Origin of the sequence: Pseudomonas tritici (assembly GCF_014268275.3) — a bacterium.
Taxonomy (GTDB): domain Bacteria; phylum Pseudomonadota; class Gammaproteobacteria; order Pseudomonadales; family Pseudomonadaceae; genus Aquipseudomonas; species Aquipseudomonas tritici.
The window spans coordinates 1,860,998-1,886,127 of the sequence record NZ_CP077084.1; the positions used below are offsets into that span (position 1 = coordinate 1,860,998).

At 58.5% G+C, this 25,130-nt stretch carries 25 protein-coding genes and 1 tRNA gene; 18 read left to right on the top strand and 8 right to left on the bottom strand.

The genetic code is table 11. The annotated features are described in order from the left end of the window. Positions 1-194: 194 nt before the first annotated feature. Complete coding sequence (locus tag HU722_RS08260; protein WP_065874752.1) at positions 195-866, top strand: response regulator; 672 nt, start codon at positions 195-197, stop codon at positions 864-866. Further along, a complete protein-coding gene (locus HU722_RS08265) occupies positions 859-2,244 on the top strand; it encodes a sensor histidine kinase (protein WP_065874753.1) in 1,386 nt (461 codons plus the stop codon). The genes HU722_RS08260 and HU722_RS08265 overlap by 8 nt, the downstream gene beginning before the upstream one ends. Here the strand turns inward: HU722_RS08265 and HU722_RS08270 are convergent, their stop codons facing one another. Beyond that, the gene (locus tag HU722_RS08270) at positions 2,245-3,066 is read right to left on the bottom strand and encodes an HDOD domain-containing protein (RefSeq protein WP_065874754.1); all 822 of its coding nucleotides are present in this window, start codon (positions 3,064-3,066) and stop codon (positions 2,245-2,247) included. 36 nt (positions 3,067-3,102) lie between these two features. Then, positions 3,103-4,044, bottom strand: a complete 942-nt coding sequence (gene ygfZ, locus HU722_RS08275) for a CAF17-like 4Fe-4S cluster assembly/insertion protein YgfZ (RefSeq protein ID WP_065874755.1) — start codon at positions 4,042-4,044, stop codon at positions 3,103-3,105. Positions 4,045-4,184: 140 nt separating this feature from the next. Between ygfZ and HU722_RS08280 the strand changes: the two genes are divergently transcribed. Then, the gene (locus tag HU722_RS08280) at positions 4,185-4,439 is read left to right on the top strand and encodes an FAD assembly factor SdhE (RefSeq protein WP_049709510.1); all 255 of its coding nucleotides are present in this window, start codon (positions 4,185-4,187) and stop codon (positions 4,437-4,439) included. Beyond that, entirely contained in the window at positions 4,423-4,869 is a 447-nt protein-coding gene (locus tag HU722_RS08285; protein ID WP_065874756.1) for a hypothetical protein, read from the top strand. The genes HU722_RS08280 and HU722_RS08285 overlap by 17 nt, the downstream gene beginning before the upstream one ends. Here HU722_RS08285 and nadB read toward each other — a convergent pair. Continuing rightward, positions 4,838-6,454 (bottom strand): L-aspartate oxidase, encoded by a 1,617-nt coding sequence (gene nadB, locus HU722_RS08290; protein WP_065874757.1) that lies wholly within the window; start codon positions 6,452-6,454, stop codon positions 4,838-4,840. The genes HU722_RS08285 and nadB overlap by 32 nt on opposite strands. Before the next feature lie 459 nt (positions 6,455-6,913). Here nadB and rpoE point away from each other — a divergent pair, with 459 nt between their 5' ends. The 4 genes from rpoE (at position 6,914) to HU722_RS08310 (ending at position 10,767) form a co-directional block, all read left to right on the top strand. Then, positions 6,914-7,495 (top strand): RNA polymerase sigma factor RpoE/AlgU, encoded by a 582-nt coding sequence (gene rpoE / locus HU722_RS08295; protein WP_003172477.1) that lies wholly within the window; start codon positions 6,914-6,916, stop codon positions 7,493-7,495. A gap of 32 nt (positions 7,496-7,527) precedes the next feature. Continuing rightward, entirely contained in the window at positions 7,528-8,115 is a 588-nt protein-coding gene (locus HU722_RS08300) for a sigma-E factor negative regulatory protein (RefSeq protein ID WP_065882095.1), read from the top strand. 15 nt (positions 8,116-8,130) lie between these two features. Next, complete coding sequence (locus HU722_RS08305; RefSeq protein ID WP_065882097.1) at positions 8,131-9,093, top strand: MucB/RseB C-terminal domain-containing protein; 963 nt, start codon at positions 8,131-8,133, stop codon at positions 9,091-9,093. A 234-nt stretch (positions 9,094-9,327) separates the two neighbouring features. Then, a complete protein-coding gene (locus HU722_RS08310; RefSeq protein ID WP_065874760.1) occupies positions 9,328-10,767 on the top strand; it encodes a DegQ family serine endoprotease in 1,440 nt (479 codons plus the stop codon). A 65-nt stretch (positions 10,768-10,832) separates the two neighbouring features. On the opposite strand, the gene HU722_RS08315 is transcribed toward HU722_RS08310, so the two are convergent. Then, entirely contained in the window at positions 10,833-12,266 is a 1,434-nt protein-coding gene (locus HU722_RS08315) for a M48 family metalloprotease (protein WP_065874761.1), read from the bottom strand. Positions 12,267-12,361: 95 nt separating this feature from the next. Between HU722_RS08315 and HU722_RS08320 the strand changes: the two genes are divergently transcribed. Beyond that, positions 12,362-12,601, top strand: a complete 240-nt coding sequence (locus HU722_RS08320) for a sulfurtransferase TusA family protein (protein WP_010212198.1) — start codon at positions 12,362-12,364, stop codon at positions 12,599-12,601. A 30-nt stretch (positions 12,602-12,631) separates the two neighbouring features. Further along, on the top strand, positions 12,632-13,702 hold the full coding sequence (locus HU722_RS08325) for an AI-2E family transporter (protein WP_065882099.1): 1,071 nt from the start codon (positions 12,632-12,634) through the stop codon (positions 13,700-13,702). A 155-nt stretch (positions 13,703-13,857) separates the two neighbouring features. On the opposite strand, the gene HU722_RS08330 is transcribed toward HU722_RS08325, so the two are convergent. Both HU722_RS08330 and HU722_RS08335 read right to left on the bottom strand, forming a co-directional pair. Further along, complete coding sequence (locus HU722_RS08330) at positions 13,858-14,331, bottom strand: peroxiredoxin (RefSeq protein ID WP_065874763.1); 474 nt, start codon at positions 14,329-14,331, stop codon at positions 13,858-13,860. 10 nt (positions 14,332-14,341) lie between these two features. Continuing rightward, complete coding sequence (locus HU722_RS08335) at positions 14,342-14,902, bottom strand: glycine cleavage system transcriptional repressor (protein ID WP_003172487.1); 561 nt, start codon at positions 14,900-14,902, stop codon at positions 14,342-14,344. A 274-nt stretch (positions 14,903-15,176) separates the two neighbouring features. Between HU722_RS08335 and dapA the strand changes: the two genes are divergently transcribed. The 5 genes from dapA to HU722_RS08360 all read left to right on the top strand — a co-directional run bounded on the left by dapA (position 15,177) and on the right by HU722_RS08360 (position 18,865). Next, the gene (gene dapA, locus HU722_RS08340; protein WP_065882101.1) at positions 15,177-16,055 is read left to right on the top strand and encodes a 4-hydroxy-tetrahydrodipicolinate synthase; all 879 of its coding nucleotides are present in this window, start codon (positions 15,177-15,179) and stop codon (positions 16,053-16,055) included. 17 nt (positions 16,056-16,072) lie between these two features. Beyond that, positions 16,073-17,188, top strand: a complete 1,116-nt coding sequence (gene bamC / locus HU722_RS08345; RefSeq protein ID WP_065874765.1) for an NlpB/DapX family lipoprotein — start codon at positions 16,073-16,075, stop codon at positions 17,186-17,188. Positions 17,189-17,192: 4 nt separating this feature from the next. Continuing rightward, a complete protein-coding gene (locus tag HU722_RS08350) occupies positions 17,193-17,951 on the top strand; it encodes an MBL fold metallo-hydrolase (protein ID WP_065874766.1) in 759 nt (252 codons plus the stop codon). A gap of 27 nt (positions 17,952-17,978) precedes the next feature. After that, positions 17,979-18,692 (top strand): phosphoribosylaminoimidazolesuccinocarboxamide synthase, encoded by a 714-nt coding sequence (purC, locus tag HU722_RS08355; RefSeq protein WP_003172493.1) that lies wholly within the window; start codon positions 17,979-17,981, stop codon positions 18,690-18,692. A gap of 83 nt (positions 18,693-18,775) precedes the next feature. Next, positions 18,776-18,865 (top strand) — tRNA-Ser (locus HU722_RS08360). 570 nt (positions 18,866-19,435) lie between these two features. On the opposite strand, the gene HU722_RS08365 is transcribed toward HU722_RS08360, so the two are convergent. Next, positions 19,436-20,251 (bottom strand): hypothetical protein, encoded by an 816-nt coding sequence (locus tag HU722_RS08365; RefSeq protein ID WP_065874768.1) that lies wholly within the window; start codon positions 20,249-20,251, stop codon positions 19,436-19,438. 642 nt (positions 20,252-20,893) lie between these two features. Between HU722_RS08365 and rbsK the strand changes: the two genes are divergently transcribed. The 3 genes from rbsK to HU722_RS08380 all read left to right on the top strand — a co-directional run bounded on the left by rbsK (position 20,894) and on the right by HU722_RS08380 (position 24,283). Further along, the gene (gene rbsK, locus HU722_RS08370; protein ID WP_065890358.1) at positions 20,894-21,814 is read left to right on the top strand and encodes a ribokinase; all 921 of its coding nucleotides are present in this window, start codon (positions 20,894-20,896) and stop codon (positions 21,812-21,814) included. Between the two features lie 67 nt (positions 21,815-21,881). After that, on the top strand, positions 21,882-23,213 hold the full coding sequence (fucP, locus tag HU722_RS08375; RefSeq protein ID WP_065874771.1) for an L-fucose:H+ symporter permease: 1,332 nt from the start codon (positions 21,882-21,884) through the stop codon (positions 23,211-23,213). Then, positions 23,210-24,283, top strand: coding sequence for an aldose 1-epimerase family protein (locus HU722_RS08380; RefSeq protein ID WP_186754371.1), 1,074 nt, complete (start codon positions 23,210-23,212; stop codon positions 24,281-24,283). The genes fucP and HU722_RS08380 overlap by 4 nt, the downstream gene beginning before the upstream one ends. Positions 24,284-24,303: 20 nt before the next feature. Here the strand turns inward: HU722_RS08380 and deoR are convergent, their stop codons facing one another. Continuing rightward, the gene (gene deoR, locus HU722_RS08385) at positions 24,304-25,068 is read right to left on the bottom strand and encodes a DNA-binding transcriptional repressor DeoR (RefSeq protein WP_371905599.1); all 765 of its coding nucleotides are present in this window, start codon (positions 25,066-25,068) and stop codon (positions 24,304-24,306) included. Positions 25,069-25,130 lie beyond the last annotated feature (62 nt).

The following is a 25,130-nucleotide window of genomic DNA, read 5'->3' on the forward strand; positions in this document are numbered from 1 at the left end:
TTCGAGGCGTTTTTCGGCTGCTATCACTCAAATAGCTTGGCAGGCGTAACCTGCCGTAGCCGAATGCTAAAGCGCGAAGCTTTCACTAACCTTTCAGTCACCTTTCAATGTCTTCGGGCTTCACAGGGCAGGCGGCGCCTGTAAACTGCCCGGCAATGCGTGGTGCCGACCACGCCTGAATGAGGTAGAAATCCATGCGTGTCTTGCTGGTTGAAGACCATCTGCAACTCGCCGAAAGTGTTGCGCAAGCGCTCAAGAGCACGGGTTTGACCGTTGACGTGCTGCACGACGGCGTGGCGGCGGACCTGGCCCTGAGCAGCGAGGAATACGCGGCGGCGATACTCGATGTGGGGCTGCCACGCATGGATGGTTTCGAGGTGCTCGCGCGTTTGCGCGCCCGTGGAAAAAACCTGCCGGTGCTGATGTTGACGGCACGCAGTGATGTGAAGGACCGCGTACATGGCCTGAACCTGGGGGCTGACGACTACCTCGCCAAACCTTTCGAATTGACGGAGCTGGAGGCGCGGGTCAAGGCGTTGCTGCGGCGCAGCGTGTTGGGTGGCGAGCGTCAGCAGGCCTGCGGTGTGCTGGTCTACGACCTCGACACCCGGCGTTTCACCGCGGGTGGCGAGCTGATGACGCTCACGTCCCGTGAGCAAGCAGTGCTCGAAGCGCTGATCGCTCGCCCGGGTCGGGTGATGAGCAAGGAGCAGTTAGCCTCCCAGGTGTTCGGCCTAGATGAGGAGGCTAGCCCGGATGCCATCGAAATCTACGTGCACCGCCTGCGCAAGAAACTCGACGGCCAGCCCATCGCTATCGTGACCTTTCGTGGCCTTGGGTACTTGCTGGAAGCTCGCGATGCATAAGCCCAGCAGCCTGCGCTGGCGCCTGCTGTGGAACCTGGCGCTGCTGCTGGTGTTGTTGATGTTCGCCAGCGGCATGAGCGCCTACTGGAATGGCCGCGAGGCCGCTGATACCGCCTACGACCGCACACTGCTGGCGTCGGCGCGCACTATCGCCGCTGGCTTGACCCAAGTGGATGGCACCTTGAGCGCCAATGTGCCCTACGTCGCCCTGGACACTTTTGCCTACGACAGTGCCGGGCGGATTTATTACCAGGTCAATGACATCCACCAGCAGTTGATCTCCGGCTACGAAAACCTTCCCGGCCCGCCGCCGGGCACGCCGCGCACCGATGACTATCCGGCACTGGCACGTTTCTATGACGCCGTGTATCAGGGCCAGGAAGTGCGTGTGGTGAGCCTGCTAAAGGCTGTCTCTGAACCCAACATGAATGGCATGGCGGAAATCCGCGTCGCCGAAACCGATGAAGCGCGCGTAAGCATGGCTCGCAGCCTGATGGCCGACACCTTGCTGCGCCTGGGCATGCTCGGCATCGGCGCGTTGTTGCTGGTGTGGTTTGCCGTGAGTGCGGCGTTGCGCCCATTGGAGCGTTTGCGCACGGCGGTGGAGGAGCGCCAGCCCGACGACTTGCGGCCTTTGCCGTTGGTGGAGGTGCAGCACGAGTTCGGCCCGTTAGTGCGCTCCCTCAACCACTTCACCGAGCGCCTGCGTGGCCAGTTCGAGCGCCAGGCGCAGTTTATTGCCGATGCGGCCCATGAGTTGCGCACGCCGCTGGCAGCGCTGAAGGCCCGCTTGGAACTGGGCTTGCGCGCCGAAGATCCCGCCACCTGGCGCAGTACTCTGGAAACCGCAGCCCAGGGCACTGACCGTCTGACTCATCTGGCCAATCAACTGTTGTCTCTGGCACGCATCGAAAACGGTGCCCGGGCGATTGCCGAAGGCGGCGCGCAGCTGCTTGACCTCAGCCAATTGGCTCGGGAGCTGGGCATGGCCATGGCGCCGTTGGCCCACGCACGCGGCGTGGCGCTGGCGTTGGAAGCCGACGAGCCGGTGTGGCTGCGCGGTGAGCCAACGCTGTTGAATGAGCTGCTGAGCAATCTAGTGGACAATGCCTTGGCTCACACGCCGCCGGGTGGCAACGTGATCCTGCGCGTAACGGCACCAGCGGTGCTGGAAGTGGAGGATGACGGCCCCGGTATTCCGCAGGATGAGCGGGACCGGGTGTTCGAACGTTTCTACCGCCGCAGCCAACAAGGCATGGGGTCAGGCCTTGGGTTGGCGATTGTCGGTGAAATCTGCCGGGCGCATCTGGCGCAGATCAGCCTGCATGATGGCGAGCAGGCCGGGTTGAAGGTGCGGGTGAGTTTTATCGCGGGCTGATCAGTAGAACATCGAGCGGGCTTCATCCAGCTCGGCGCGCAAGGATTCGCTGTAGGGGTCGATGCGCAGTTTCTTGGTCGCCGGCAGGGTAGAGGCCGATACGCTTGCCAGGGGGTGATCGGTGCCGCGATGGCAATACAGTACGGCGACTTGCACCACATCGATGTAGTCGAGGTTGGCCGAATCGCGTTCCAGGTCCAGGTACTGGCCGGGCAGTTTCGCCAGCATTTCCGGAAAGTCCCAGCCGCTTAGCAGTTTGTCGCCCAGTAACGGGTGGATGCTCTCGATTACATGGTTGAGGCTGACCGAGTCCGACAGCAGCTCATAGTGGTCTTCTGCGTACGTCAGGATCGGCAGCACGCCGATCTGGTGCACCAGGCCGCCGAGGGCCGCCTGATCGGGCTTGAGCTGGCTGTGACGGCGGCATAAGGCATAGCTGACGCCCGCCACTTCGAGGCTGCGACGCCACACATCACGCATTTTCTGATCAACCACATCGGAGCGGGCGTGAAAAATCTGCTCCATCACCAGGCCGATTGCGAGGTTGCTGCTGTAGTTGGTGCCCAGCCGGGTGATGGCGGTGTGCAGGTCGGTGACTTCCTGGGTCGCACGCAACAACGGGCTGTTGACCACTTTTATCAGGCGAGCCGACAGCGCGGTATCGCGAGCGATCACTTTGCTCAAGTGGCTGATGCTGATTTCCGGGTCTTCAGCGGCCTGACGAATATTCAGGGCCACTTCCGGCAATGTCGGCAGAACCAGGTCATCGTTGTCGATGGCCGTCACTAAAGCCTGTTGGACTTTTTCCGCCAGCTCGTTCATTCATGCTCTCTAGGGTGTTGCAAAAAGGTATGGCGACTAACGCTGGATCTCTCGATCACGGTCGAGTGTGTAAGGCAGGTCAAGCAGCTGTAAGGCGGGACCTTCTAGCGTGCCTAAATGCACATCGCCACTATCGGCAGCTTCGGCTTGCAATACGGCCAGAAGTTCAACGCTTTGGTCAGCTTTTGCTGCAATGACCACTTCGCCGATCGAGCTGTTATGGCTGGGAGAGAACAGCGGGGTGCCTGGCTCGGGCATTTCAACGGTCTTGAGGCTCAAGCGGTACAGCCGGCGTTTGAGTTTTCCCAGGTACTGCATGCGCGCGACGATTTCCTGGCCGGTGTAGCAGCCCTTCTTGAAGCTGACGGCGCCCACGGCTTGCAGGTTGAGCATCTGCGGGATGAACAGTTCGCGCGTCTGCGGCATGACCTGGCCAATGCCTGCGCGGATTTGACCCAGAAGCCAATCATTCAAATCTGTTTCTTTTAATTGCTTGACTAGTTGCTCGTGCACGGCCTCGGCTTGTTCGGTGGGTACCCAGAGTTCGGCGCGCTCAGGGGACACGCGGATGGCAATCAATGCATCGCTGCGGGCGACGCTATCGGTCTCGGCCGGCAGTTCCAGGCCAAGGCTGGCCAGCGCCTGATTCGCGTTCACGAGGCCGAAACGCACCCAGGCGGCAGTTTCGTCGGTGAGCTTGGATTTGGAGAACACGGCGTACTTTTTCAGGTCTGCCAGTTGCGGTTCCAGCAGCTCAGTGGCCATTGCCAGTAATACGCCGTCACCTTGCAGCAGGATGCGAAAGCTCGACTGCATACGCCCTTTTTGTGTGCAGCGCGCGCCGAGGCTGGCCTGGGTCTCGCTCAGGTAATTGAGGTTGCAGGTCAGTTGGCCCTGAAGGAATTTGGCAGCGTCGGCGCCGCGGACGGCGAGAACGCCTTCGTGGGACAAGGGGCAGAAGAAAGCAAAGTCGGCCATGGGTCATCGCAGGTCAAAAAGTCATAGGTGCATCATAGAGGGGCGCCCGGCAAATGGATAGTTTCCGTATGGGGCGACCAAAGCCGACTGTTCCGGTGCCGTCGGGCCTGTATACTTGCGCTCTATTTGAGGAGCGCTCCATGGTCGAAGATGTAGAAATCAATCGTCTCTACTGGCACAGCCGTCGTGGCATGCTGGAGTTGGACGTGTTGCTGGTGCCTTTCACCAAGGAAGTGTATGCGACGCTCAATAAGGTGGATCGCGACCTCTACGTCAGGCTGCTGGAATGCGAAGACCAGGACATGTTCGGCTGGTTCATGGAGCGTGCCGAATCGGAAGACCCGGAACTGCAGCGTATGGTCCGGATGATTCTGGACCGTGTTCAGCCCAAGTAATACGTTTGAATGCCGCTGGCAGGCCTCACGGCTGATGCTGGCGGCGTATCTCCTCGCCCAGCTGTTCGCGTTGGGTGCGCTTTTGTTTCTTGATCTGTCTTGTTCAAGCCTGGGCATGTTGCTGTGCCTGGCGCATGCCGCCTGGGTTTTACCGCGTCATATCCTGCTCACACACCGCTCGTCGATTCGTGGCCTGCGCCGCGACGCCGATGGCTGGCAGTTGCTCAGTGCTGAGCGCGGTTGGCATAGCGTGCAGTTGCGTCCCGACAGCTTGGCGCTGCCGCTGATCGTGGTGCTGCGCTATCGGGTGCCTGGGACGTGGTGGGTGCGTTCTATCTGTGTGCCGGCGGATGCGCAGGTCGCCGATGTGCATCGGCGCCTGCGGGTGCGCTTGAAGTTCAGCCGCCGTAGGTGGTTGGCACCAGAATAGTGTCCCGGGCTTCGGGCAGCATCTGCGGGTAGTCCAGGGTGTAATGCAGGCCGCGGCTTTCTTTGCGCTCCATGGCCGAGCGGATCATCAACTCTGCTACCTGGGCCAGGTTGCGCAGCTCGATTAGGTCGCGGCTGACTTTGTAGTTGCTGTAGAACTCGTCAATTTCATCCAGCAGCAAGCGCACCCGGTGCTGCGCGCGTTGCAGGCGTTTGTTGGTGCGCACGATTCCCACGTAGTCCCACATGAAGCGGCGCAGTTCGTCCCAGTTGTGCGCGATGATTACGTCTTCGTCCGAGTCGGTGACCTGGCTGGCGTCCCAGCGGGGCAGGGCGGCAGGCACCGGGATGCGTGGCAGCTGTTCGAGGATGTCCGCCGCCGCAGAGCGCGCATAGACAAAACATTCGAGCAACGAATTGCTGGCCATGCGGTTGGCGCCATGCAGGCCGGTGAAGCTGGTTTCGCCAATCGCATACAGGCCGGGTACGTCAGTGCGGCCGTGCTTGTCGACCATCACGCCGCCGCAGGTGTAGTGGGCGGCCGGCACCACAGGGATCGGGCCCTTGGTGATGTCGATGTTGAACGCCAGGCAGCGCTCATAAACCGTGGGGAAGTGGGTCTTGATGAAGGCTTCGGGCTTGTGGCTGATATCCAGGTAGACGCAGTCGATGCCCAGGCGCTTCATTTCATGGTCGATGGCACGGGCGACGATATCGCGCGGGGCCAGCTCGGCGCGTGGGTCGAAGCGCTGCATGAAGCGTTCGCCGTTAGGCAGTTTCAAGTGTGCGCCTTCCCCGCGCAGGGCTTCGGTAATCAGGAAGCTCTTGGCCTGTGGGTGATACAGGCAGGTGGGGTGGAACTGGTTGAATTCCAGGTTGGCCACCCGGCAGCCCGAGCGCCAGGCCATGGCAATACCGTCGCCGCACGCGCCGTCCGGGTTACTGGTATAGAGGTAGACCTTGGCTGCGCCGCCTGAGGCCAGGATGGTGAAGCGCGCGCCGTAAGTGTCGACTTCACCACTGCCACGGTTGAGCACGTAGGCGCCGAGGCAGCGTTCGCCGTCCAGGCCCAAGCGTTTCTCTGTGATCAGATCGACGGCGACGCGTTGCTCAAGCAGCTCGATATTGGGGCGCTGGCGTGCCTGGTCGAGCAGCGTCCTGAAAATGGCTGCGCCGGTGGCGTCGGCAGCGTGGATGATTCGGCGATGGCTGTGGCCGCCTTCGCGGGTCAAGTGGAATTCAAAGCCGCCGTCGTCGCTGCCAGCGTGTTCGTCACGGGTGAACGGCACGCCTTGGTCAATCAGCCATTGGATCGCCTCACGGCTGTGCTCGACGGTGAAGCGCACCGCCTCTTCATTGCACAGGCCGCCGCCGGCATTGAGGGTGTCTTCGACGTGGGATTGCACGGTGTCGGTGTCGTCCAACACGGCGGCAACACCGCCCTGGGCCCAGAACGTCGAGCCGTTTGCCAGGTCGCCTTTGCTCAGTACCGCAATACGCAGGTGGCTGGGGAGGGTCAGCGCAAGGCTCAAGCCGGCCGCGCCGCTACCGATCACCAAGACATCGTGTTGAAACTGTTGGCTCATTTAAAGGATTCCGCAAAAAGCGATCCGGGGTGGCGCAAACAGGACGCCTGGATCGGCGAATCAAAGGGTCACACGGACTACTAGTATATAGAGGGGTGGAGCGGCACAATAGTCGGGCATTCGTGGCAATATGAGATTACGGTGCACGGCTTCGGTAAAATCGGCTGGTTATTGAGACGGGAACTTTTTGCATAAGCCTCGACTCAATAGCAGGTTGCCCGGAAGCTGGGAAACGTTGAGTTTATTGGCCCGTCGGGAGCATTGGACGCGTCATAAAACCGGCGACAAGATTATTCGCGCAGCCGGCGTTGCCCGTGCTGCGTTTTTCGTGTGTGCCAAATCAGTGCATGCCGGAAACTTGCTTTGAGGGGGAGAACTTTTGCGAAAAGTCCGAGTCTATGTTTGCAAGCCTGATCGTTTAGTTATGCAAGCCTCCTTCAAGTACAACGAGGAGTGTTCATGCTAACCCAGGAAGAGGATCAGCAGCTGGTCGAGCGCGTTCAACGCGGTGACAAGCGGGCTTTTGATCTGCTAGTGCTGAAATACCAGCACAAAATTCTCGGGTTGATCGTGCGGTTTGTGCACGACACCCATGAAGCGCAGGACGTTGCACAGGAGGCCTTTATCAAGGCTTACCGTGCACTTGGTAATTTTCGCGGTGATAGTGCGTTTTACACGTGGCTATACCGAATCGCCATTAACACGGCGAAGAACTATCTGGTGTCTCGCGGACGCCGCCCACCGGATAGCGATGTAAGTTCAGAAGATGCAGAATTTTACGACGGTGATCACGGCCTCAAAGATCTCGAGTCGCCGGAGCGTGCGTTGCTGCGCGACGAGATCGAAGGCACCGTTCATCGCACAATTCAGCAACTGCCAGAAGATTTGCGTACGGCGTTAACTTTACGTGAATTCGATGGTCTGAGTTACGAAGACATTGCGAGCGTCATGCAGTGTCCGGTGGGGACTGTAAGGTCACGGATTTTCCGGGCCCGGGAAGCCATCGATAAAGCCTTGCAACCGCTGTTGCAAGAGAACTAAAGACAGCGGCTACAGCCAAGAGAGGAACCGCCATGAGTCGTGATGCCCTGCAGGAATCGCTGTCCGCAGTGATGGATAACGAAGCGGATGAACTGGAACTTCGTCGAGTGCTCAATGCATTTGATGATGCCGAAACCCGTGATACCTGGTCTCGTTACCAAGTCGCTCGGGCGGTAATGCACAAGGATCTTCTAATCCCTCGTCTGGATATTGCTGCGGCGGTTTCTGCTGCGCTTGCTGATGAAGCCGTTCCGGCAAAGGCTGCTCGTGGTCCATGGCGTAGCCTGGGTCGCCTCGCAGTGGCTGCCTCGGTGACTGTCGCAGTGTTGGCCGGTGTTCGCCTGTATAATCAGGACGAAATCGCCGGTGCCGAACTGGCCCAGCAGACTCAGCAACCGGTCATGGCCGGTCCGCAAGTCAAAGGCCCAGCGGTGCTGGCTGGCTACAAGGAAAGCTCTGACTCAACCGGCCCTATGGCCAACGGTGTGTTGCAAGGGCAATCCGGCTGGCAAGATCAGCGTCTTCCTGGTTACCTGCGCCAACACGCACAGGAATCCGCTTTGAAAGGCACTGAAAGCGCTCTGCCATACGCTCGCGCAGCAAGCCTGGAAAACCGCTAATCCGTAAGGAGCTCTATGCGAGCCATACCGCTCCTTACGCTTTTGCTCAGTGGTTGTTTTGCACTCCCCGCCCATGCCGATGAAGCCGAAGACTGGTTGACTCGACTTGGGCGTGCAGAACAGCAGCAGAGCTTTCAAGGTACGTTTGTCTACGAACGTAACGGCAGTTTTTCTACTCATGACATCTGGCATCGCGTCCAGAATGGTCAGGTCCGTGAGCGGCTCTTGCAGCTTGATGGTTCTGCCCAGGAAGTCGTGCGGTTGGATGGTCGAACGCAATGTGTCAGCGGCACTCTTGTCGCAGGCCTTGGCAATTCGCGTGATGCACCATCACGTGCACTTGATCCGCAAAAACTCAATCAATTCTACGAACTCGCCGTTATTGGCAAGTCCCGCGTGGCCGGTCGCAATGCGGTGATCGTGTCAATCACTCCCCGTGACCAATACCGCTACGGTTTTGAGCTGCACTTGGACCGTGAAACCGCGCTGCCACTCAAATCACTGTTACTGAATGATCAGGGGCAGTTGCTCGAGCGTTTCCAGTTCACGCGGTTGAATACTTCGGTCGTCCCTGAAGACCGCGATCTGCAGCCTAGCAGTGAATGCACACCTATCACGGTCGCCAAAGATAAAGCCCCAGAGGTGCAGTCTACCGAGATCTGGCATCTGGAATGGTTGCCGCCGGGGTTTCAGCTGACCAATAGCGGTGCTCGCAAAGACACCCAGACGAAAGCGACCGTCGACAGCCTGATGTATGAGGACGGGCTGGCGCGTTTCTCGGTGTTCCTCGAGCCAATCAGCGATGTGAGCGTCACGGAAACCCGCACTCAACTGGGCCCCACCGTTGCAGTGTCGCGCCGCCTGAATACGGTGGACGGCGAAATGATGGTGACAGTGGTGGGTGAGATTCCAATCGGCACCGCAGAACGTATCGCGTTGTCGGTACGCGGTGAAAAAAAGCCAGTCGCTCAGCCGTGAGTCGTTAATCCTATGTTCATCCTGACGTTTCACTGTATTTGCATGCCAGGTTGGCTGCCGAGAGCATGAAATGTCTGGATCAGCATTTTCACTTGCAAAAATCCCTCATGTTTTTTATAGGTCAGGGCTTGTCGGCTCTGGCCTTGTCTTGTTCGCGGAACAAAGATGTCGGTCGCAGTTTTCGGCGTTTCTTGAACCCTGTCGCTCAACCCTGCTCGTCGTAACGGGAGCTGTATGTCGATACCACGTTTGAAATCTTACCTATCCATAGTCGCCACGGTATTGGTGCTGGGTCAGGCCTTACCTGCGCAAGCGGTCGAGTTGCCTGACTTCACCCAATTGGTTGAGCAGGCATCGCCTGCCGTGGTGAACATCAGTACCACGCAAAAACTGCCTGATCGCAAAGTCTCCAATCAGCAGATGCCGGACCTGGAAGGCCTGCCGCCGATGCTGCGCGAGTTCTTCGAGCGCGGCATGCCGCAACAGCGCGCGCCCCGTGGTGGCGGTGGCGGCCAGCGTGAGGCTCAGTCCCTGGGCTCGGGCTTTATCATCTCGCCGGATGGCTACATCCTCACTAACAACCACGTGATTGCCGATGCCGACGAGATTCTCGTGCGCCTGGCTGATCGTAGTGAGCTGAAAGCCAAGCTGGTAGGCACCGATCCAAGATCCGATGTGGCCTTGCTGAAGATTGAAGGCAAAGACTTGCCAGTGCTGAAACTGGGTAAATCCCAGGACCTGAAAGCCGGGCAGTGGGTAGTCGCTATCGGTTCGCCGTTTGGCTTTGACCATACCGTGACTCAAGGCATTGTCAGCGCCATTGGCCGCAGCCTGCCGAACGAAAACTACGTGCCGTTCATCCAGACCGACGTGCCGATCAACCCGGGCAACTCCGGTGGCCCGCTGTTCAACCTGGCCGGTGAAGTAGTGGGGATCAACTCGCAGATCTACACCCGTTCCGGTGGCTTCATGGGGGTGTCGTTCGCCATTCCGATCGATGTAGCCATGGACGTTTCCAACCAACTGAAAAGCGGTGGCAAGGTCAGCCGTGGCTGGTTGGGCGTGGTGATTCAGGAAGTGAACAAAGACCTGGCTGAATCCTTCGGCCTCGACAAGCCGGCCGGTGCACTGGTCGCGCAGATCCAGGACGATGGTCCGGCTGCCAAAGGTGGCCTGCAAGTCGGCGACGTGATCCTCAGCATGAACGGCCAGCCAATCGTCATGTCGGCCGACCTGCCGCATCTGGTAGGCGCGCTCAAGGCAGGCAGCAAGGCCAAGCTTGAAGTGATCCGCGAGGGCAAGCGCCAGAACGTTGAGCTGACTGTTGGTGCAATCCCTGAAGAAGGGGCAACACTGGATGCCTTGGGCAACGCTAAGCCGGGTGCCGAACGCAGCAGCAATCGTCTGGGCATTGCTGTCGCCGAACTGACCGCTGAGCAGAAGAAGACATACGACCTCAAGAGCGGCGTCGTGATCAAGGAAGTGCAGGATGGCCCTGCGTCCCTGATTGGCCTGCAGCCAGGTGACGTGATCACCCACCTGAACAATCAGGCAATCGACAACACCAAGCAGTTCACTGACATCGCCAAGGCGCTGCCGAAGAACCGCTCGGTATCGATGCGAGTGCTGCGTCAGGGGCGTGCCAGCTTCATAACCTTCAAGTTGGCCGAGTAACCCGGTAAAAAGAAAAAGCCCCGCCTTCGTTTAACGAGGGCGGGGCTTTTTTGTGGCCGCTGGATCTAGCTCATCATCCCTTTGACCAGGCGCTCCTGTTCGATCAGTTCACGCTGACGCGCGTCGATACGCGACGACAGCGGGAAATTGCTGCCAGCGCGACGCTTTGCAAAATCCAACTGTTGGATGGCCTGCTGGAAGTCACCTACCAATGCGAAGTATTCGGCGCGGGCCTGGTGCAGGCCAATGATGTTACCGGACAAGCCGCGGGTCTCGGCGACCTGATACCAAACGTCCGGGTCATCCGGACGAGACTTGAGCAAACTATCCAAGGCCTTTTCCGCATCAGCAGTGCGGTTCTGTTTGAGCAGCAGGTCGACCCGGATCTGATTCAGCGGATAGTTGCCGGGGTACTGGGTCAGCATTCGATCAGTACGTTGCTGGGCATCAGGCAGATGATTGTTGTCGATCTCAAGCTGGATCAATGCCAGGTTATAGGTAATGTCATTCGGTGCCTTGGCCAATAACATCGTCAGGTTTTCCCGCGCTTGCTTGAACTGAGAACCTTTGATCTGGGCAATGGCCAATCCGTAGCGCGCCACATCATTCTTCGGGTTCTCGTCCAGTTGTGCCTGGAAGCGTTTGGCGGCGAGTCCTGAGGTGTCTTCGTATTGCAATTGCACCCGTGCGCGGATCAGTTGATAGCGCAAGCTGTCTTCCTTGCCGCCAGGCTTGGACTGCTCGGCACGGTTGCGGGTGTCGGCGATTCGCGATTCGGTGACCGGGTGTGTCAGCAGGAATTCCGGAGGCTTGGCATCGAAGCGGTACTGGCGCATCAAACGCTCGAACATGGTTGGCATGGAGCGCGGGTCGTAACCGGCTTTTTCCAGGTTGAGGATGCCGATACGGTCCGCCTCTTGTTCGTTTTGCCGCGAGAACCGGCGCTGCTCCTGGATTGCAGCAGCCTGGGTGCCGGCAATCGCAGCAATACCGGCGTCACCCGCACCAGCGGCTGCGGCAATGATGCCGCCAAGCAACGCGGCCATCATCGGAAGCTGCATGCGCTGTTGCGCTTCCACGCCACGGGCGAAGTGGCGTTGGGACAAGTGCGCCAACTCATGCGCCAGCACCGAAGCGTATTCCCCTTCGGTCTGAGCGTTGAGGAACAGGCCGCCGTTGACCCCCACAATACCGCCGGGTGCGGCAAAGGCGTTCAGTTGCGGGCTGTTGATCAGGATGAACTCCAGCCGACGGTCGTTGACCTGGCTGGTCTCCACCAGTTTGTAAACGCTGGTTTCGACGTAATCCTTGAGCTGCGGATCGTTGAGTTGCGAGACCTGGCCTCGCAGATAGGCCAGCCAGGCGCGGCCCAGCTGGTATTCCTGTTGTGGCGAGACAATGGCAGAACTGGCGTCGCCAAGTGACGGCAGGTCGTCAGCGAAGCCTGGGGAGGCCAGCAGGCAAGCCAGCGTCAGCAGGGTAGGGCGCAAAAAAGTCATGCACAGAGCCTTTCGACAAAGAGCTTACTGTAGCCGGACACTGAGCTTCGGACCAGATATTCTAAGCAGCCCAAACGCGTGCCCGGAGTAAAACCATGACCGACGCTGTAGCTTTTGATGCCGAACTTGATGCCAGCGGCCTCAATTGCCCGTTGCCCTTGCTCAAGGCCAAGCTGGAACTCAATCGTCTGGCCAGTGGCGCCGTACTTAAGGTGATCGCCACGGACGCAGGCTCCCAGCGTGATTTTCGTACGTTTGCCAAGCTGGCCGGCCACACCCTGTTGCACGAAGAAGACGCCGCCGGTGTTTACCGTTACTGGTTGCGCAAGGCCTGAACTGTTTGCCCCCACCACCGAGGTTGATTGATGTTCAAAGTGTTACGAGACTGGATCCAGCGCTACTTCTCCGATGAGGAGGCCGTGGTGCTGGCGGTCCTATTGTTTCTGGCGTTTACGGCTGTGCTCACCTTGGGTGGCATGTTGGCACCGGTGTTGGCGGGGATGGTGCTGGCCTACCTGATGCAAGGCCTGGTCACCGCGCTGGAACGGTTGCGCCTGCCGGGCGGGGTGGCGGTGGGGCTGGTGTTCGCCTTGTTCATGGGCGTGTTGGTGCTGTTTATCGTGGTCGTGCTGCCGTTGCTATGGCATCAACTCATCACCCTGTTCAATGAACTGCCGGGCATGCTTGCCAAATGGCAGTCGTTGTTGCTGCTGTTACCGGAACGCTACCCGCACCTGGTGTCGGACGAGCAGGTGTTGCAGGCTATAGAAGTGGCCCGCGGCGAGATCGGAAAGTTCGGCCAATGGGCGCTGACCTTTTCCCTGTCCAGCTTGCCGCTGCTGGTCAACATCATGATCTACCTGGTGCTGGTGCCGATCCTGGTGTTCTTCTTCCTCAAGGACCGCGCCATGATCGGCCGTTGGGTAAGTGGCTACCTGCCGCGCGAGCGAGCGCTGATTACCCGTGTTGCCGAAGAAATGAACCGGCAGATTGCCAACTACATACGCGGCAAGGTGATCGAAATCATTATCTGCGGGGGCGTGACCTACATTGCCTTTATTGCCCTGGACCTGAACTACGCGGCCTTGCTGGCATTGCTGGTCGGGATTTCAGTGGTGGTGCCTTACGTAGGCGCGGTGGTGGTGACAGTGCCGGTTACATTGATTGCCTTGTTCCAGTGGGGCTGGAGCGACCAATTCATCTACTTGATGGCGGTGTATGGGATTATCCAAACCTTGGACGGCAACGTGCTGGTGCCACTGCTGTTCTCGGAGGCTGTCAACCTGCACCCGGTAGCGATCATCTGCGCAGTGTTGTTGTTTGGTGGGCTGTGGGGTTTCTGGGGCGTCTTCTTTGCGATCCCCCTGGCGACGCTGTTCAAGGCCGTTCTGGATGCATGGCCGCGTCAAGAACCGGTGGTTGCGCCGCTATTGTAACGGCGTAACAACTTGTAGTGAGCGGGCTTGCCCCGCGCTTGGGTGCGAAGCAGCCCTAAAACCTGCAACCGCGTTTCATCTGAAAGAACGCGGAGACTGTACTGTATTGGGGTCGCTTCGCAACCCTGCGCGGGACAAGTCCGCTCACTACAGACTCACGCCTTGTTCAGTGCCTGCGCCGCCGCCAAAACCGCATCCACATGCCCCGGCACCTTCACACCACGCCATTCCTGACGCAACACACCGTTCTTGTCGATGAGGAACGTGCTGCGATCCACGCCGAGGTATTCCTTGCCGTACAGTTTCTTCAGCTTGATCACGTCAAACAGCTGGCAAACCGCTTCGTCCTTGTCGCTGATCAGCTCGAAGGGGAATTCCTGCTTGCCTTTGAAGTTTTCGTGAGACTTCACGCTGTCGCGCGAAACGCCAAACACTTCAGTGTTGGCCGCCTTGAACGCTGCGTACTGGTCACGAAAACCCTGGCCTTCAGTGGTGCAGCCCGGCGTACTGTCCTTCGGGTAGAAGTAGAGCACCACTTGCTTGCCCTTGAGGGCTGCGAGGCTGAAGGTCTGACCGCTGGTGGCCTGGGCTTCGAAATCGGCTATGGGTTGGTCGATGACTACGGCCATGAAAACTTCCTTACATTGGGTTCTGTGGGCGCCACGGTTCGATCAGTGCGTCGAGGTTCAGGGCATCGGCGAAATCCAGGAACTGATCGCGCAGCCAACTGATCTGCACGCCCGCCGGCAGGGTCACGGTAAACGTGGCGTTCAACATGGTGCCGCCGGTTTGCGGGGCCTGATAGGTGTCGCAGGTCAGGTTCTCCAGCTCGACATTGTGGTCGATGAAGAACTGGCACAGCTCGTTGACGATGTCCGAGCGATAGGCCGAACTGACATACGCCACATAAGGCAGAGCCTGCGGACGATTTTCCAGGGCGGCGCTGCGTACCACATTGACAGTGAAGTCGTGCTTCTTTGCCAGGCCCGGCAGGCCAGTTTCGAGGCGAGCCAGAGCATCCCAGGTGCCGGAGATCTGCAGGACCAGCGCACTGCACTCGCCATGACGGGTCAGGCGGGATGTCACGACGGCGCAGCGGTTTTCATGGCTGGCGCGGCACAGGACGTTAGTCAGCTCCATGGGGTTGGCGCCGAGGGCACTGATAACAAGGAATTGTTCGCGAACTGTGGGGGTGGACATGCAGCCTTCCTAAAACGATGAGCGGTCAATACTGTAAGGGCGGTATCGATCAAAGGATGAAGGGTAGCGAAAAGCATCGCCAAGGGATAGGAGGTGGCGTTTTCATTGCGTGATCGGTCCTATTTCATCGTGCTTCAGGGGGGGGCTTTGGCCCGATGATGGCATTGTCCGTCGTTTAGTTACGTCAGAACGCATCCTCAGGCAGTACTTTGCTTGTGCAAGCATCTTGGCGCCAGTACCATTACGGCTCTCTTTTTCCGGCAGGAGCGGTTGCATGATTGCGGGCAGTATGGTGGCACTGGTCACACCCATGGATGCACAAGGTCGTCTCGACTGGGACAGCCTGGGCAAACTGGTGGACTTCCACCTGCAAGAAGGCACCAACGCCATCGTGGCGGTCGGCACCACCGGTGAATCGGCCACTCTCGATGTGGAAGAACACATCCAGGTGATCGAGTTCGTGGTCAAGCGTGTTGCGGGCCGTATTACCGTGATCGCCGGCACGGGCGCCAACTCGACACGCGAAGCAATCGAGCTGACCAAAAACGCCAAGAAGGCCGGCGCCAATGCGTGCCTGCTGGTGACCCCGTACTACAACAAGCCGACCCAGGAAGGCCTGTACCAGCACTTCCGCGCCATTGCCGAAGCGGTCGATATCCCGCAGATCCTCTATAACGTACCGGGTCGTACCGCGTGCGATATGAAGGCCGAGACCGTAATCCGCCTGTCCGCCGTGCCGAACATCATCGGTATCAAGGAAGCCACGGGCGACCTGCAGCGCGCCAAGGATATCCTGGCCGGCGTGAGCGGCGATTTCCTGGTGTATTCCGGTGACGACGCCACGGCGGTCGAGCTGATCCTGCTCGGCGGCAAAGGCAACATCTCTGTGACCGCCAACGTGGCCCCGCGTGCCATGAGCGAAATGTGCGCTGCCGCCATCGCCGGCGACGCCGTGACCGCCCGCGCGATCCACGAGAAGCTGATGCCGCTCAACAAGACACTGTTTATCGAATCCAACCCTATTCCCGTGAAATGGGCGCTGACTGAAATGGGCATGATGCCGGACGGTATCCGTCTGCCGCTCACTCGTCTTAGTGAAGCCTGTCACGAACCGCTGCGACAGGCCCTGCGCCAGTCCGGCGTCCTGGTTTAATTGAGGAAGCATTACGCATGAAGCGATTGGCCGGACTTTCCGCACTTGCCTTGATTATCTCCAGCACCAGTGGCTGCGGTTGGATCTGGGGCCCGGAAGGCTACTTCCGTGACCGCGGTAGCGATTACCTGGAAGCCCAACCCACCAAGCCGATGGAATTGCCGCCGGGCGTCAACGTCGCCAAGCGCCTTGACCCCTTGCTGCCGATCCCGCGCAACGTTGCCGACGACACCACTAAGGGTGAGTACGTAGTGCCGCGTCCACAGCCCATATCGGCCGTGGCGGATGCCAGCGACTACAGCCTGCAGAAAAGCGGTGACTCCCGCTGGATCGTGGCTCAGCGCCCGCCCGCCGAAGTCTGGCCGGTGGCGGTGCAGTTCTTCCAGGACAACGGTTTCCGCATTGATGAGCAACGCCCGCAGACCGGTGAATTCACCACTGCATGGCAGCAGGGCAGCGAGCTCTCCGCCACCATGGCCAAGCGCCTGCAGGCCGGTGGTGTAGCCGCCGACAGCGAAGCCCGAGTGCGCGTGCGCATCGAGCCAGGTGTGCAACGCAATACCAGTGAAGTCTACGTGGTCAGCGCTGAGCGTCCTGCCGGCAGCACCGCCAACGTTGATTTCACCAATCGCTCAGTTAACTCCGGTGTCGACTCGGCACTGGTCGACGAGATGTTGGCCAGCATGAGCCGTATCTCCGAGAAGGGCGGTTCCGTTTCGCTGCTCGCCGCACGTGATTACGACACCCCGAGCCGCGTCAGCCTCACTGAAGACGGCAGCGGCAACGTGGTGCTGAACCTGGGTGAAGACCTCGACCGTGCCTGGGCCAGTGTTGGCCGCGCGTTGGAGCAAGGTCCTTGGCGTGTTGAAGACATCAACCGCAGCCTGGGCCTGTACTACATCAACGTGGCTGAAAAGGCCGAGCGTAAAGACGACGAGCCAGGTTTCTTCGGCAAGCTGTTCGGCAGCAAGCCGACCAAGGAAGAAGTCGAAACCCGCGCCGAGCGTTACCAGGTTCGTTTGAGCAAGGTGGGCGAAAGCGTGCAAGTCACCGTCGAGAAAAACATCAATACCGTTGCGCCCGCTGAAACAGCGCGCAAAGTGTTGGGCGTGATTCAGGACAACCTGGGCTGATCCGATGCGTTTTGCCGTTCTCGGCAGCGGTAGCCAAGGGAACGGCACGCTGGTCGCCCACGACGACACGTACGTGCTGGTGGATTGTGGTTTCTCGTTACGGGAAACCGAGCGACGCCTGCTGCGCCTGGGGGTTCACCCCGCGCAGCTGAGCGCGATTCTGGTGACCCACGAACATGCCGACCATGTGCATGGCGTGGGTTTACTGTCTCGGCGCTACAATCTTCCGGTGTACCTCAGTCGCGGTACCTTGCGCGGGATGCGCAAACCCATTGAACCCGCGGGTTTCCTGGCCGGTGGCGAGCAACTGCAAATCGGTGCCCTGAGCATTGATGTGATTGCCGTGGCGCACGACGCCCAGGAACCGACGCAGTATGTGTTCAGCGATGGTGAGCGGCGCTTCGGCGTGCTCACCGACCTGGGTTCCTACTGCGCCAAGGTGCTGGACGGTTACCGGAACCTCGATGCGTTGATGATCGAGTCCAACCACTGCAGAGACCTGCTGGCTCGCGGTCACTACCCCTACTTTCTCAAACAGCGGGTGGGCGGCGAACTGGGACATTTGAACAACCACCAGGCCGCGTACCTGGTGTATGAGTTGGGCTGGCAAGACCTGCAACACTTGGTCCTGGCCCACTTGAGCAGCAAGAACAACCTGCCGACGCTTGCCCGGCAATGTTTTGTCGACACCCTTGGGTGCGACCCGGACTGGCTGCAACTGGCCGATCAAGATTCAGGGCTCGACTGGCGCCACATCGCCTAGCCCACCTCACTCAAAGCGGAGCCCATCATGGAAAAACGTGAAGAACTCTACCGCGGCAAAGCCAAGTCGGTGTACAAGACCGACGACGCCAACCGCCTGATCCTGCTGTTTCGCAACGACACCTCGGCGTTCGACGGCAAGCGCATCGAACAGCTTGATCGCAAAGGCATGGTGAACAACAAGTTCAACGCCTTCATCATGCAGAAACTCGAAGAGGCCGGCATTCCGACCCAATTCGACAAACTGCTGGGCGACAACGAGTGCCTGGTCAAGAAGCTCGACATGATCCCGGTCGAATGCGTCGTGCGTAACTACGCCGCCGGCAGCCTGGTCAAGCGCCTGGGCGTGGAAGAGGGCCTCAAGCTCAATCCATACACCTTCGAACTGTTCCTGAAGGACGACGCCAAGGGCGACCCGTTCATCAACGAATCCCACGTCGTGGCGTTCGGCTGGGGCACCGCTGAGCAACTGGCGCGCATGAAGGAGTTGTCCCTCAAGGTCAACGACGTGCTGAGCAAGCTGTTCGACGACGCCGGGCTGCTGCTGGTCGACTTCAAGCTCGAATTCGGTGTGTTCCACGACGGCTCCATCGTCCTGGGCGACGAATTCAGCCCGGACGGCTGCCGCTTGTGGGACAAGGACACCAAGAAGAAGATGGACAAAGACCGCTTTCGCCAGGGCCTCGGTGACGTGATCGAAGCCTACGAAGAAGTCGCCAATCGTCTCGGCGTACCGCTTTAATTGACGCAAGCATCTGATAGCACGGAAAAAAATCGCTTCGGCGCTTTGCTTTCCTGATTCACGCTGTTATGATGCGCGCCGTTGGAGAGATGCCAGAGTGGCCGAATGGGACGGATTCGAAATCCGTTGTACCTTCACCGGTACCTAGGGTTCGAATCCCTATCTCTCCGCCATTATTCAGAAAGCCTCGTAAATCTATGATTTACGGGGCTTTTTTGTGTCTGAGTGTTTTTCGATTCTACTACTCAGTTCTACTAGTCAATCGCCGCCAAAATACATTGGCAATCGGTGGTTCACTGCCCACTGAATCGCCCCGGATTCTCTAGACACCTTGCAAGCTCAAATGCCTGAAACGTGACCTGTCAGGCCAATACGAAAGCCGGTCATCAAAAGGAACCGGGCATTCATACGCGTCAGGTGGATTATCTGATTGTCGACCTCTACGTTTAGACCGCTCACATGCGGATTTAGGTACGAATCGAGGTCGTCCATCATCGTGAGAAGCGGAGAGCCCGCCCCTAGGATCTCATCTAGGTTCTCTGTCCCAGCAGCAAGGTAAGCACGGAAGGAATCATCAACATTGTTTCTGAACATCCAATCCAACTCTTCTGTCTTGGAACCACACAGTTCGGATTGGTATTTTTGCGCTTCTGCCTCGATTCGTTCAATCGTCCAACCGTTCTCGAACCCTGCTGACGTTCCTAACTAATCCCGGCAGTGACACATTGGTTACTTTGGACTGGTCAGACCGTCGAAAGAGCAATCGCTTTTTCTAAGACTGCCTGCAACATATGCTCCGGTGATTGTTCCTTGTTGAAGAAGCTCGTTGACAATTTCTCAGAGTCGTTTTCAGTCGATTGCCTGAGAAGGGCGAGCGGCCCCGATTGTCCTAACTGCTCTTGGTAAAGACTTTTTATACTGTCCCTAAAGCCATCAGGGTATGCCGCTTTCTCGACCCCTGGAAGATCATCGAAATAGTCCATGATGCCTTTGAAGATTTCACTGTTGTCACCGCCGTTCGTTATAGTGGCGTACAACTTGGAAAAATATGTTTCATCCTGCTTACTAAGTTCCCCATAAGCGGCATATCGTTCTGCAACCGTATAGGTTCCTGAATCATCATAAACAATATTGCTTAGCCCGTTTCGGGCCATGCCTTCAAATGGGTTTGGAAGTTTTTCGGGGGGGCGCTTAGAAAGCCCAACTGCGTAATCCAGTGACTGCTGACCTAACGCCAAACGGGCAGGGTTATCTGTTTTGGGAAGTAGATCCTCATTATTAAGATTTCCGCCAGCAATCCGCTGCCCGAAATTGTACATATCGCTCTGACCTTTTGCATATTGTCCTTTTAAATCCCTATTGGACATAGAGGCTTGTTTATCATCAGCGCTACTTAATGCGTACAGTGCCCGTGCGGAATCGGAGATTGTGACGGTCTCCGTCGTCTTGATTGCGGCATTCCCTGAAGGCAAATTTACAGGGTTGGACGAAGGAAGCTTCTCTTGTGTAGAAACCTTTGCCTGTGTACTTGCTTGATACGATTTAATCGAAAAATCCATGGTGATACTCCAGATGCTGAAGATAGCTCGAGCGCTATCTACTCCCTGAAAAGTACTCGAAAGTGTACGCGGCTGGACCGGTCGTAGAGTTCTTCACCTTCACGGTGACGATTGTGCCAGCTTGGGCAGATGCAATCATAGAGGCGAGTAGAGTGGCTGCCCCGAACAGTTTAGCGAATCTCATAAATATCCCTTTATTTTGATAATCACTATAACGCTTGTCCTTCCGCGTTTCGGTAAGCACCTTAACTACACGTACCTTTTTGATGAAGAAGGATAGTAGCTTTAGGTCATATATCCATGACGCGAAAGCATTTTTCCTCTTCTTGTATAGAAAAGACAGCAAGACTCAACCTCTATAGCGGCAGGTAACCAAAATTCTTTAAGCCAAGGGTTATTTCCAACTTAAACCCAAGCCAATTCGCGGCAGTTCTCTACACCTCCAGCCAACCCTTCGAACGAACCGAGCGCCTTCGTACGGCGTCGTCGCGTCCGGAATTCGCGCGTCCGCTCGTCAGCGCATCAGCCCAGCTTTTTCGCATTCACAAAAAATAGGTTGAATAGTCACAGAAAATGTTATTTAAATAACAAAAATAATAACGCTGTGGTGCCTGCCACATCGTGCACAAGGTAAAGATATCCATGAATAAGATCGCGGTCATCGGTAGCAACATGGTGGATTTGGTCACCTATATCGACCGAATGCCCCGGCAGGGCGAGACCCTTGAGGCTCCGGGCTTTGCCATGGGGTGCGGCGGCAAGGGGGCGAACCAGGCAGTGGCGGCGGCCAAGCTTGGCAGCGAAGTGTTGATGCTGACCAAGTTGGGCGATGACATGTTTGCCGATAACACCCTGGCCAATTTTCAACGCCATGCCATCGACTCGCGCTACGTCACGCGGGTGCCGGGGGTGTCCAGCGGCGTGGCGCCAATCTTTGTGCAGAGCGATTCCCACAACAGCATCCTGATCGTCAAAGGCGCCAACGCGCATTTGAAGCCGGCTGATATCGACGCCGCGGACGCGGCTTTACGCGAATGCAGCCTGATCGTCCTGCAGTTGGAAATCGACTTGGCAACCGTCTACTACGCCATCGAGTTTGCCAAACGCCACGGCATTCCGGTGTTGCTCAATCCGGCCCCTGCGGTCGCTGGTTTGAGCCGCGAGCATCTGGCGCAGCTGGATTTTTTCATTCCCAATGAAAGCGAACTGTCACTGATCACCGGCAAGTCGGTCGAGGGGCCTGAGAGTGCGTTGCTCGCCGCGCGGGTGTTGGTCGCCCAGGGTATTCGCCACGTGATCGTCACCCTCGGCGAGCAAGGCGCGCTGTATGTGGGCGAGGAGGGTGAGTTTCATGTGCCTGGGCGCGAGGTCGAGGCCCGGGACACCACCGGCGCCGGTGATGCCTTTATCGGTTGCTTCGCCCATTACTGGACCCAGCAGGGCGATATGCGTGCGGCCATGACCCGGGCGGTGGCGTATTCCGCCTGTTCGGTCACCGGCCTCGGCACCCAGAGCTCCTACCCCGATGCTGCCCGGTTCGCCGAGTTTTTTGACCCGTCCTGAGTCGTCTATCACCGATGTCGGCCATCCCTGTATGGCTGACGCGCCGTATACCCCACGGAGAATAACAATGACAAAAGTCCCGCTCCAACAAACTGCCGATGGTTTTTACCTGAATCGCACGCCCTGGTTCGCGTTTTTGCTGCTGTGCAGTATTTTCGCCCTGTGGGCGGCGGCGGCCAGCATGAATGACGTGCTGATCGCGCATTTCAAGAAGGCCTTTTTGCTCAGCGATTTCCAAACCGCATTTGTGCAGTCGGCGTTTTACCTGGGCTACTTTTTCGTCGCGATTCCGGCGGCCTTGGTGGTCCGTCGCTTCGGCTATAAAAGCACGATACTCGTGGGTTTGATGCTCTACATGGCAGGCTGCGCGCTGTTCTTTCCTGCGGCATCCAGCGCCACCTACGGCATGTTCCTGATGGCGCTGTTTGTGATCGCGTGCGGGCTTTCGTTTCTCGAAACCGCCTGCAACACCTACTCGACCTTGATGGGCCCGCGGGAGACCGGCACCCGCCGCCTGAACATCTCGCAGACCTTCCACCCGTTCGGCGCCATGGCCGGCGTGTATGTCGGCAGCTTCGTGATGTTCAAGGACACCGACGCCACCCACGAACAACTGACCCAAATGAGCGCCTCTGAGGCGGCTATCCAACAGTTGGAAATGATCCAGTCGACCCTGCTGCCGTACAAATGGATGATCGCGGTGCTGGTGCTGATGTTTATCCTCATTGCCATCACCCGCTTCCCCGCGTGCCGGGGCAACGTCAAGGCTGAGGTGAAAAAGCCCAGCCTTGGCCAGAGCCTGGCGCGCCTGTCGCGTAATCCGCGCTTTACCTTCGGCGTGCTGGCGCAGTTTCTGTATGTGGGGGCCCAGGTCGGTGTTTGGAGCTTCACCATTCGCCTGGCGATGCAGATGGGCGGGATGAACGAGCGCAGCGCGTCATGGTTCCTGCTGACGACCTTTGCCGCTTATTTCGTCGGCAAGATGATCGCCAATCTGTTGATGCGCAAGCTGCACCCTGCCAAGGTCCTGGCCATCTACGGCGTGCTGACCATTGCCTTGCTCGCCTACACCATCCTGGTACCGAATATCAGCGCGGTGTACGCAGCGGTCGCGGTGAGCATTTTCCTCGGGCCGTGCTGGCCGACCATTTATGGCCTGACGATTGAAGGGCTGGGCGAAGACACCAGTGTCGGCGGTTCTCTGCTGGTGATGAGCATCGTCGGCGGCGGGGTGATTCCAGTGTTCCAAGGCCTGCTGTCAGATGCCACTCACGGCAATATGCAGCTGGCGTACAGCGTGCCCCTGCTGTGTTTTGTGGTGATTGTGGCCTACGCCTATTCCTGCATGCGTCACAGCCGTGCCGCGCAGCCTGGGGCTGACGCTGTGGTGGCCTCATGAAAACCTTCACGCTGGCCTTGTCTCCCGAGCAGTTCAGCGGCGTCGAAAAGACCCTGCTGCAATCGGACGATTTTCGCGTGCTGGCCTGGACCTACCCCAGTGGGGTCAAGGCGCTGGCGTTGGAAAATGCCCGCGGCCGCGTGGTGGCCTTGCCTTACCAGGGGCAGATGATCTGGTCCGCGACCTTCGACGGTTGCGAGCTGACGATGCGCAACATGTTTCGCCAGCCCAAGCCCAGTTCGACGGTGATCGGCACCTACGGCTGTTTTATGTTCCACGCCGGGCTGCTGCGCAACGGTTGCCCGGCCCCGGCCGACGACCACCCGCTGCACGGCGAAATGCCCTGCGCGCCGATGGACGCCGCCTGGCTGGAAGTGGGGGAAGACGCCGCTGGCCTGTATCTGCGCCTGGGTGGGGACTACGAGTATGTGCAGGGGTTTGGTGACCACTATCGGGCCACACCCACGCTGACCCTGCGTGTCGGCTCGGGGGTATTTGATATCGGCATGGCGGTCACCAATCTTGCGGGCAAGGCCATGGAGCTGATGTATATGGCCCACATGAACTACGCCTACATTCCCGGCGCCAGCCTGGTCGAGCCCTTGGCCGGCGCCCGGGTCCGGGTTCGCAGCAGCGTGCCGGCCCACGTCAAGCCAACTCCCGAGTGGTCGGCCTATATGGCTGAGTTGGGCCAGGACCCCTCGCGCTTGAGCACCCTGGACAGCCCCGCGCTGCATGATCCGGAAATCGTCTGTTTCTTCGAAGAGGTGCCCGCCGATGCTGCAGGCCATGCGCATTTTCTACTGGACCATCTCGAAGGTTCGGCGTTTTACACCCGCTATCGGCCCGATCAGTTCTCCCATGCCACCCGCTGGATCCTGCATAACGCCGACCAAGGTGTCGCCGCATTCGTCTTGCCTTCTACCTGCGAACCCGAGGGCTACCTGGCGGAAAAAGCCAAAGGCAATGTGCGCTCGTTGGCCGGCGGGCAACGTGCACTGTTCAGCGTGAGCACCGGTTATTTGTCGGCCGAAGAGCGTTGCCGCCTACGGGATGAGTTGGGCGGCTGATGAGGCGTGGCGAGGGAGGTTCACACCACCCATTGCGCGCCGTATTGCGTGATCAGCTCACGGTAAGGTTTGGGCAGCTTCTTATCGGAGACCACCACGTTGAATTGTTCCAGGGTGGCAAAATGCGCGGTGCGCACGACGTCGAACTTGCTGTGGTCGGCCAGCAGCATGCGGTGCTGGGCCTGGCGCAAGACCTTCTGTTTGACCGCCACTTCATTGAAGTTGAAGCAGGTCACGCCGAAGGTTTCGCTGACGCCTGCGGCCGAGATGAATGCCCAGGTCAAGCGCACGTTGTCGAGGATGCTGCTCTCGTCGGCATGGTCGAACACCTGGTTCTTGCGATGGAAGGTGCCGCCACACAGGACGATCGTGCAGTTGGGTTTTTGCTGCAGTTTGAGCAACACGTTGAGCGAGTTGCAGACCGCGGTGAACTCCAGTTCATCGGGGATGAAATCAATCACAAAGGGCACCGTGGTACCGCAGTCGAAGAAGACCGTGTCGCCGCGCTTGATAACCGCGGCCGCGAGCTTGCCGATGCGGCGTTTCTCTTCCACATGCCGAGTGCCTTGCTCCGTGACTTTGTAGTCGGGCGCACCTTCTGGGTCGAATGCGAGCGTGATATGCCCGCCAAGTAGATGGAACTTGTCCGGGTAGCGGTTGAGATCCCGGCGCAGGGTCATTTCCGAGACTTCCAGCAACGCGGCCATCTCCCGCAGATGGATCGCCTTTTGGTCCTGCAGGGCTTGCTGGATCAGTTTGATGCGTTCTGATTGTTTGCTTTCCACAGGTATTCCGATCGGCCAGTTATGTTGTAATTACATCATTTATTGGTATTATATTAACATCT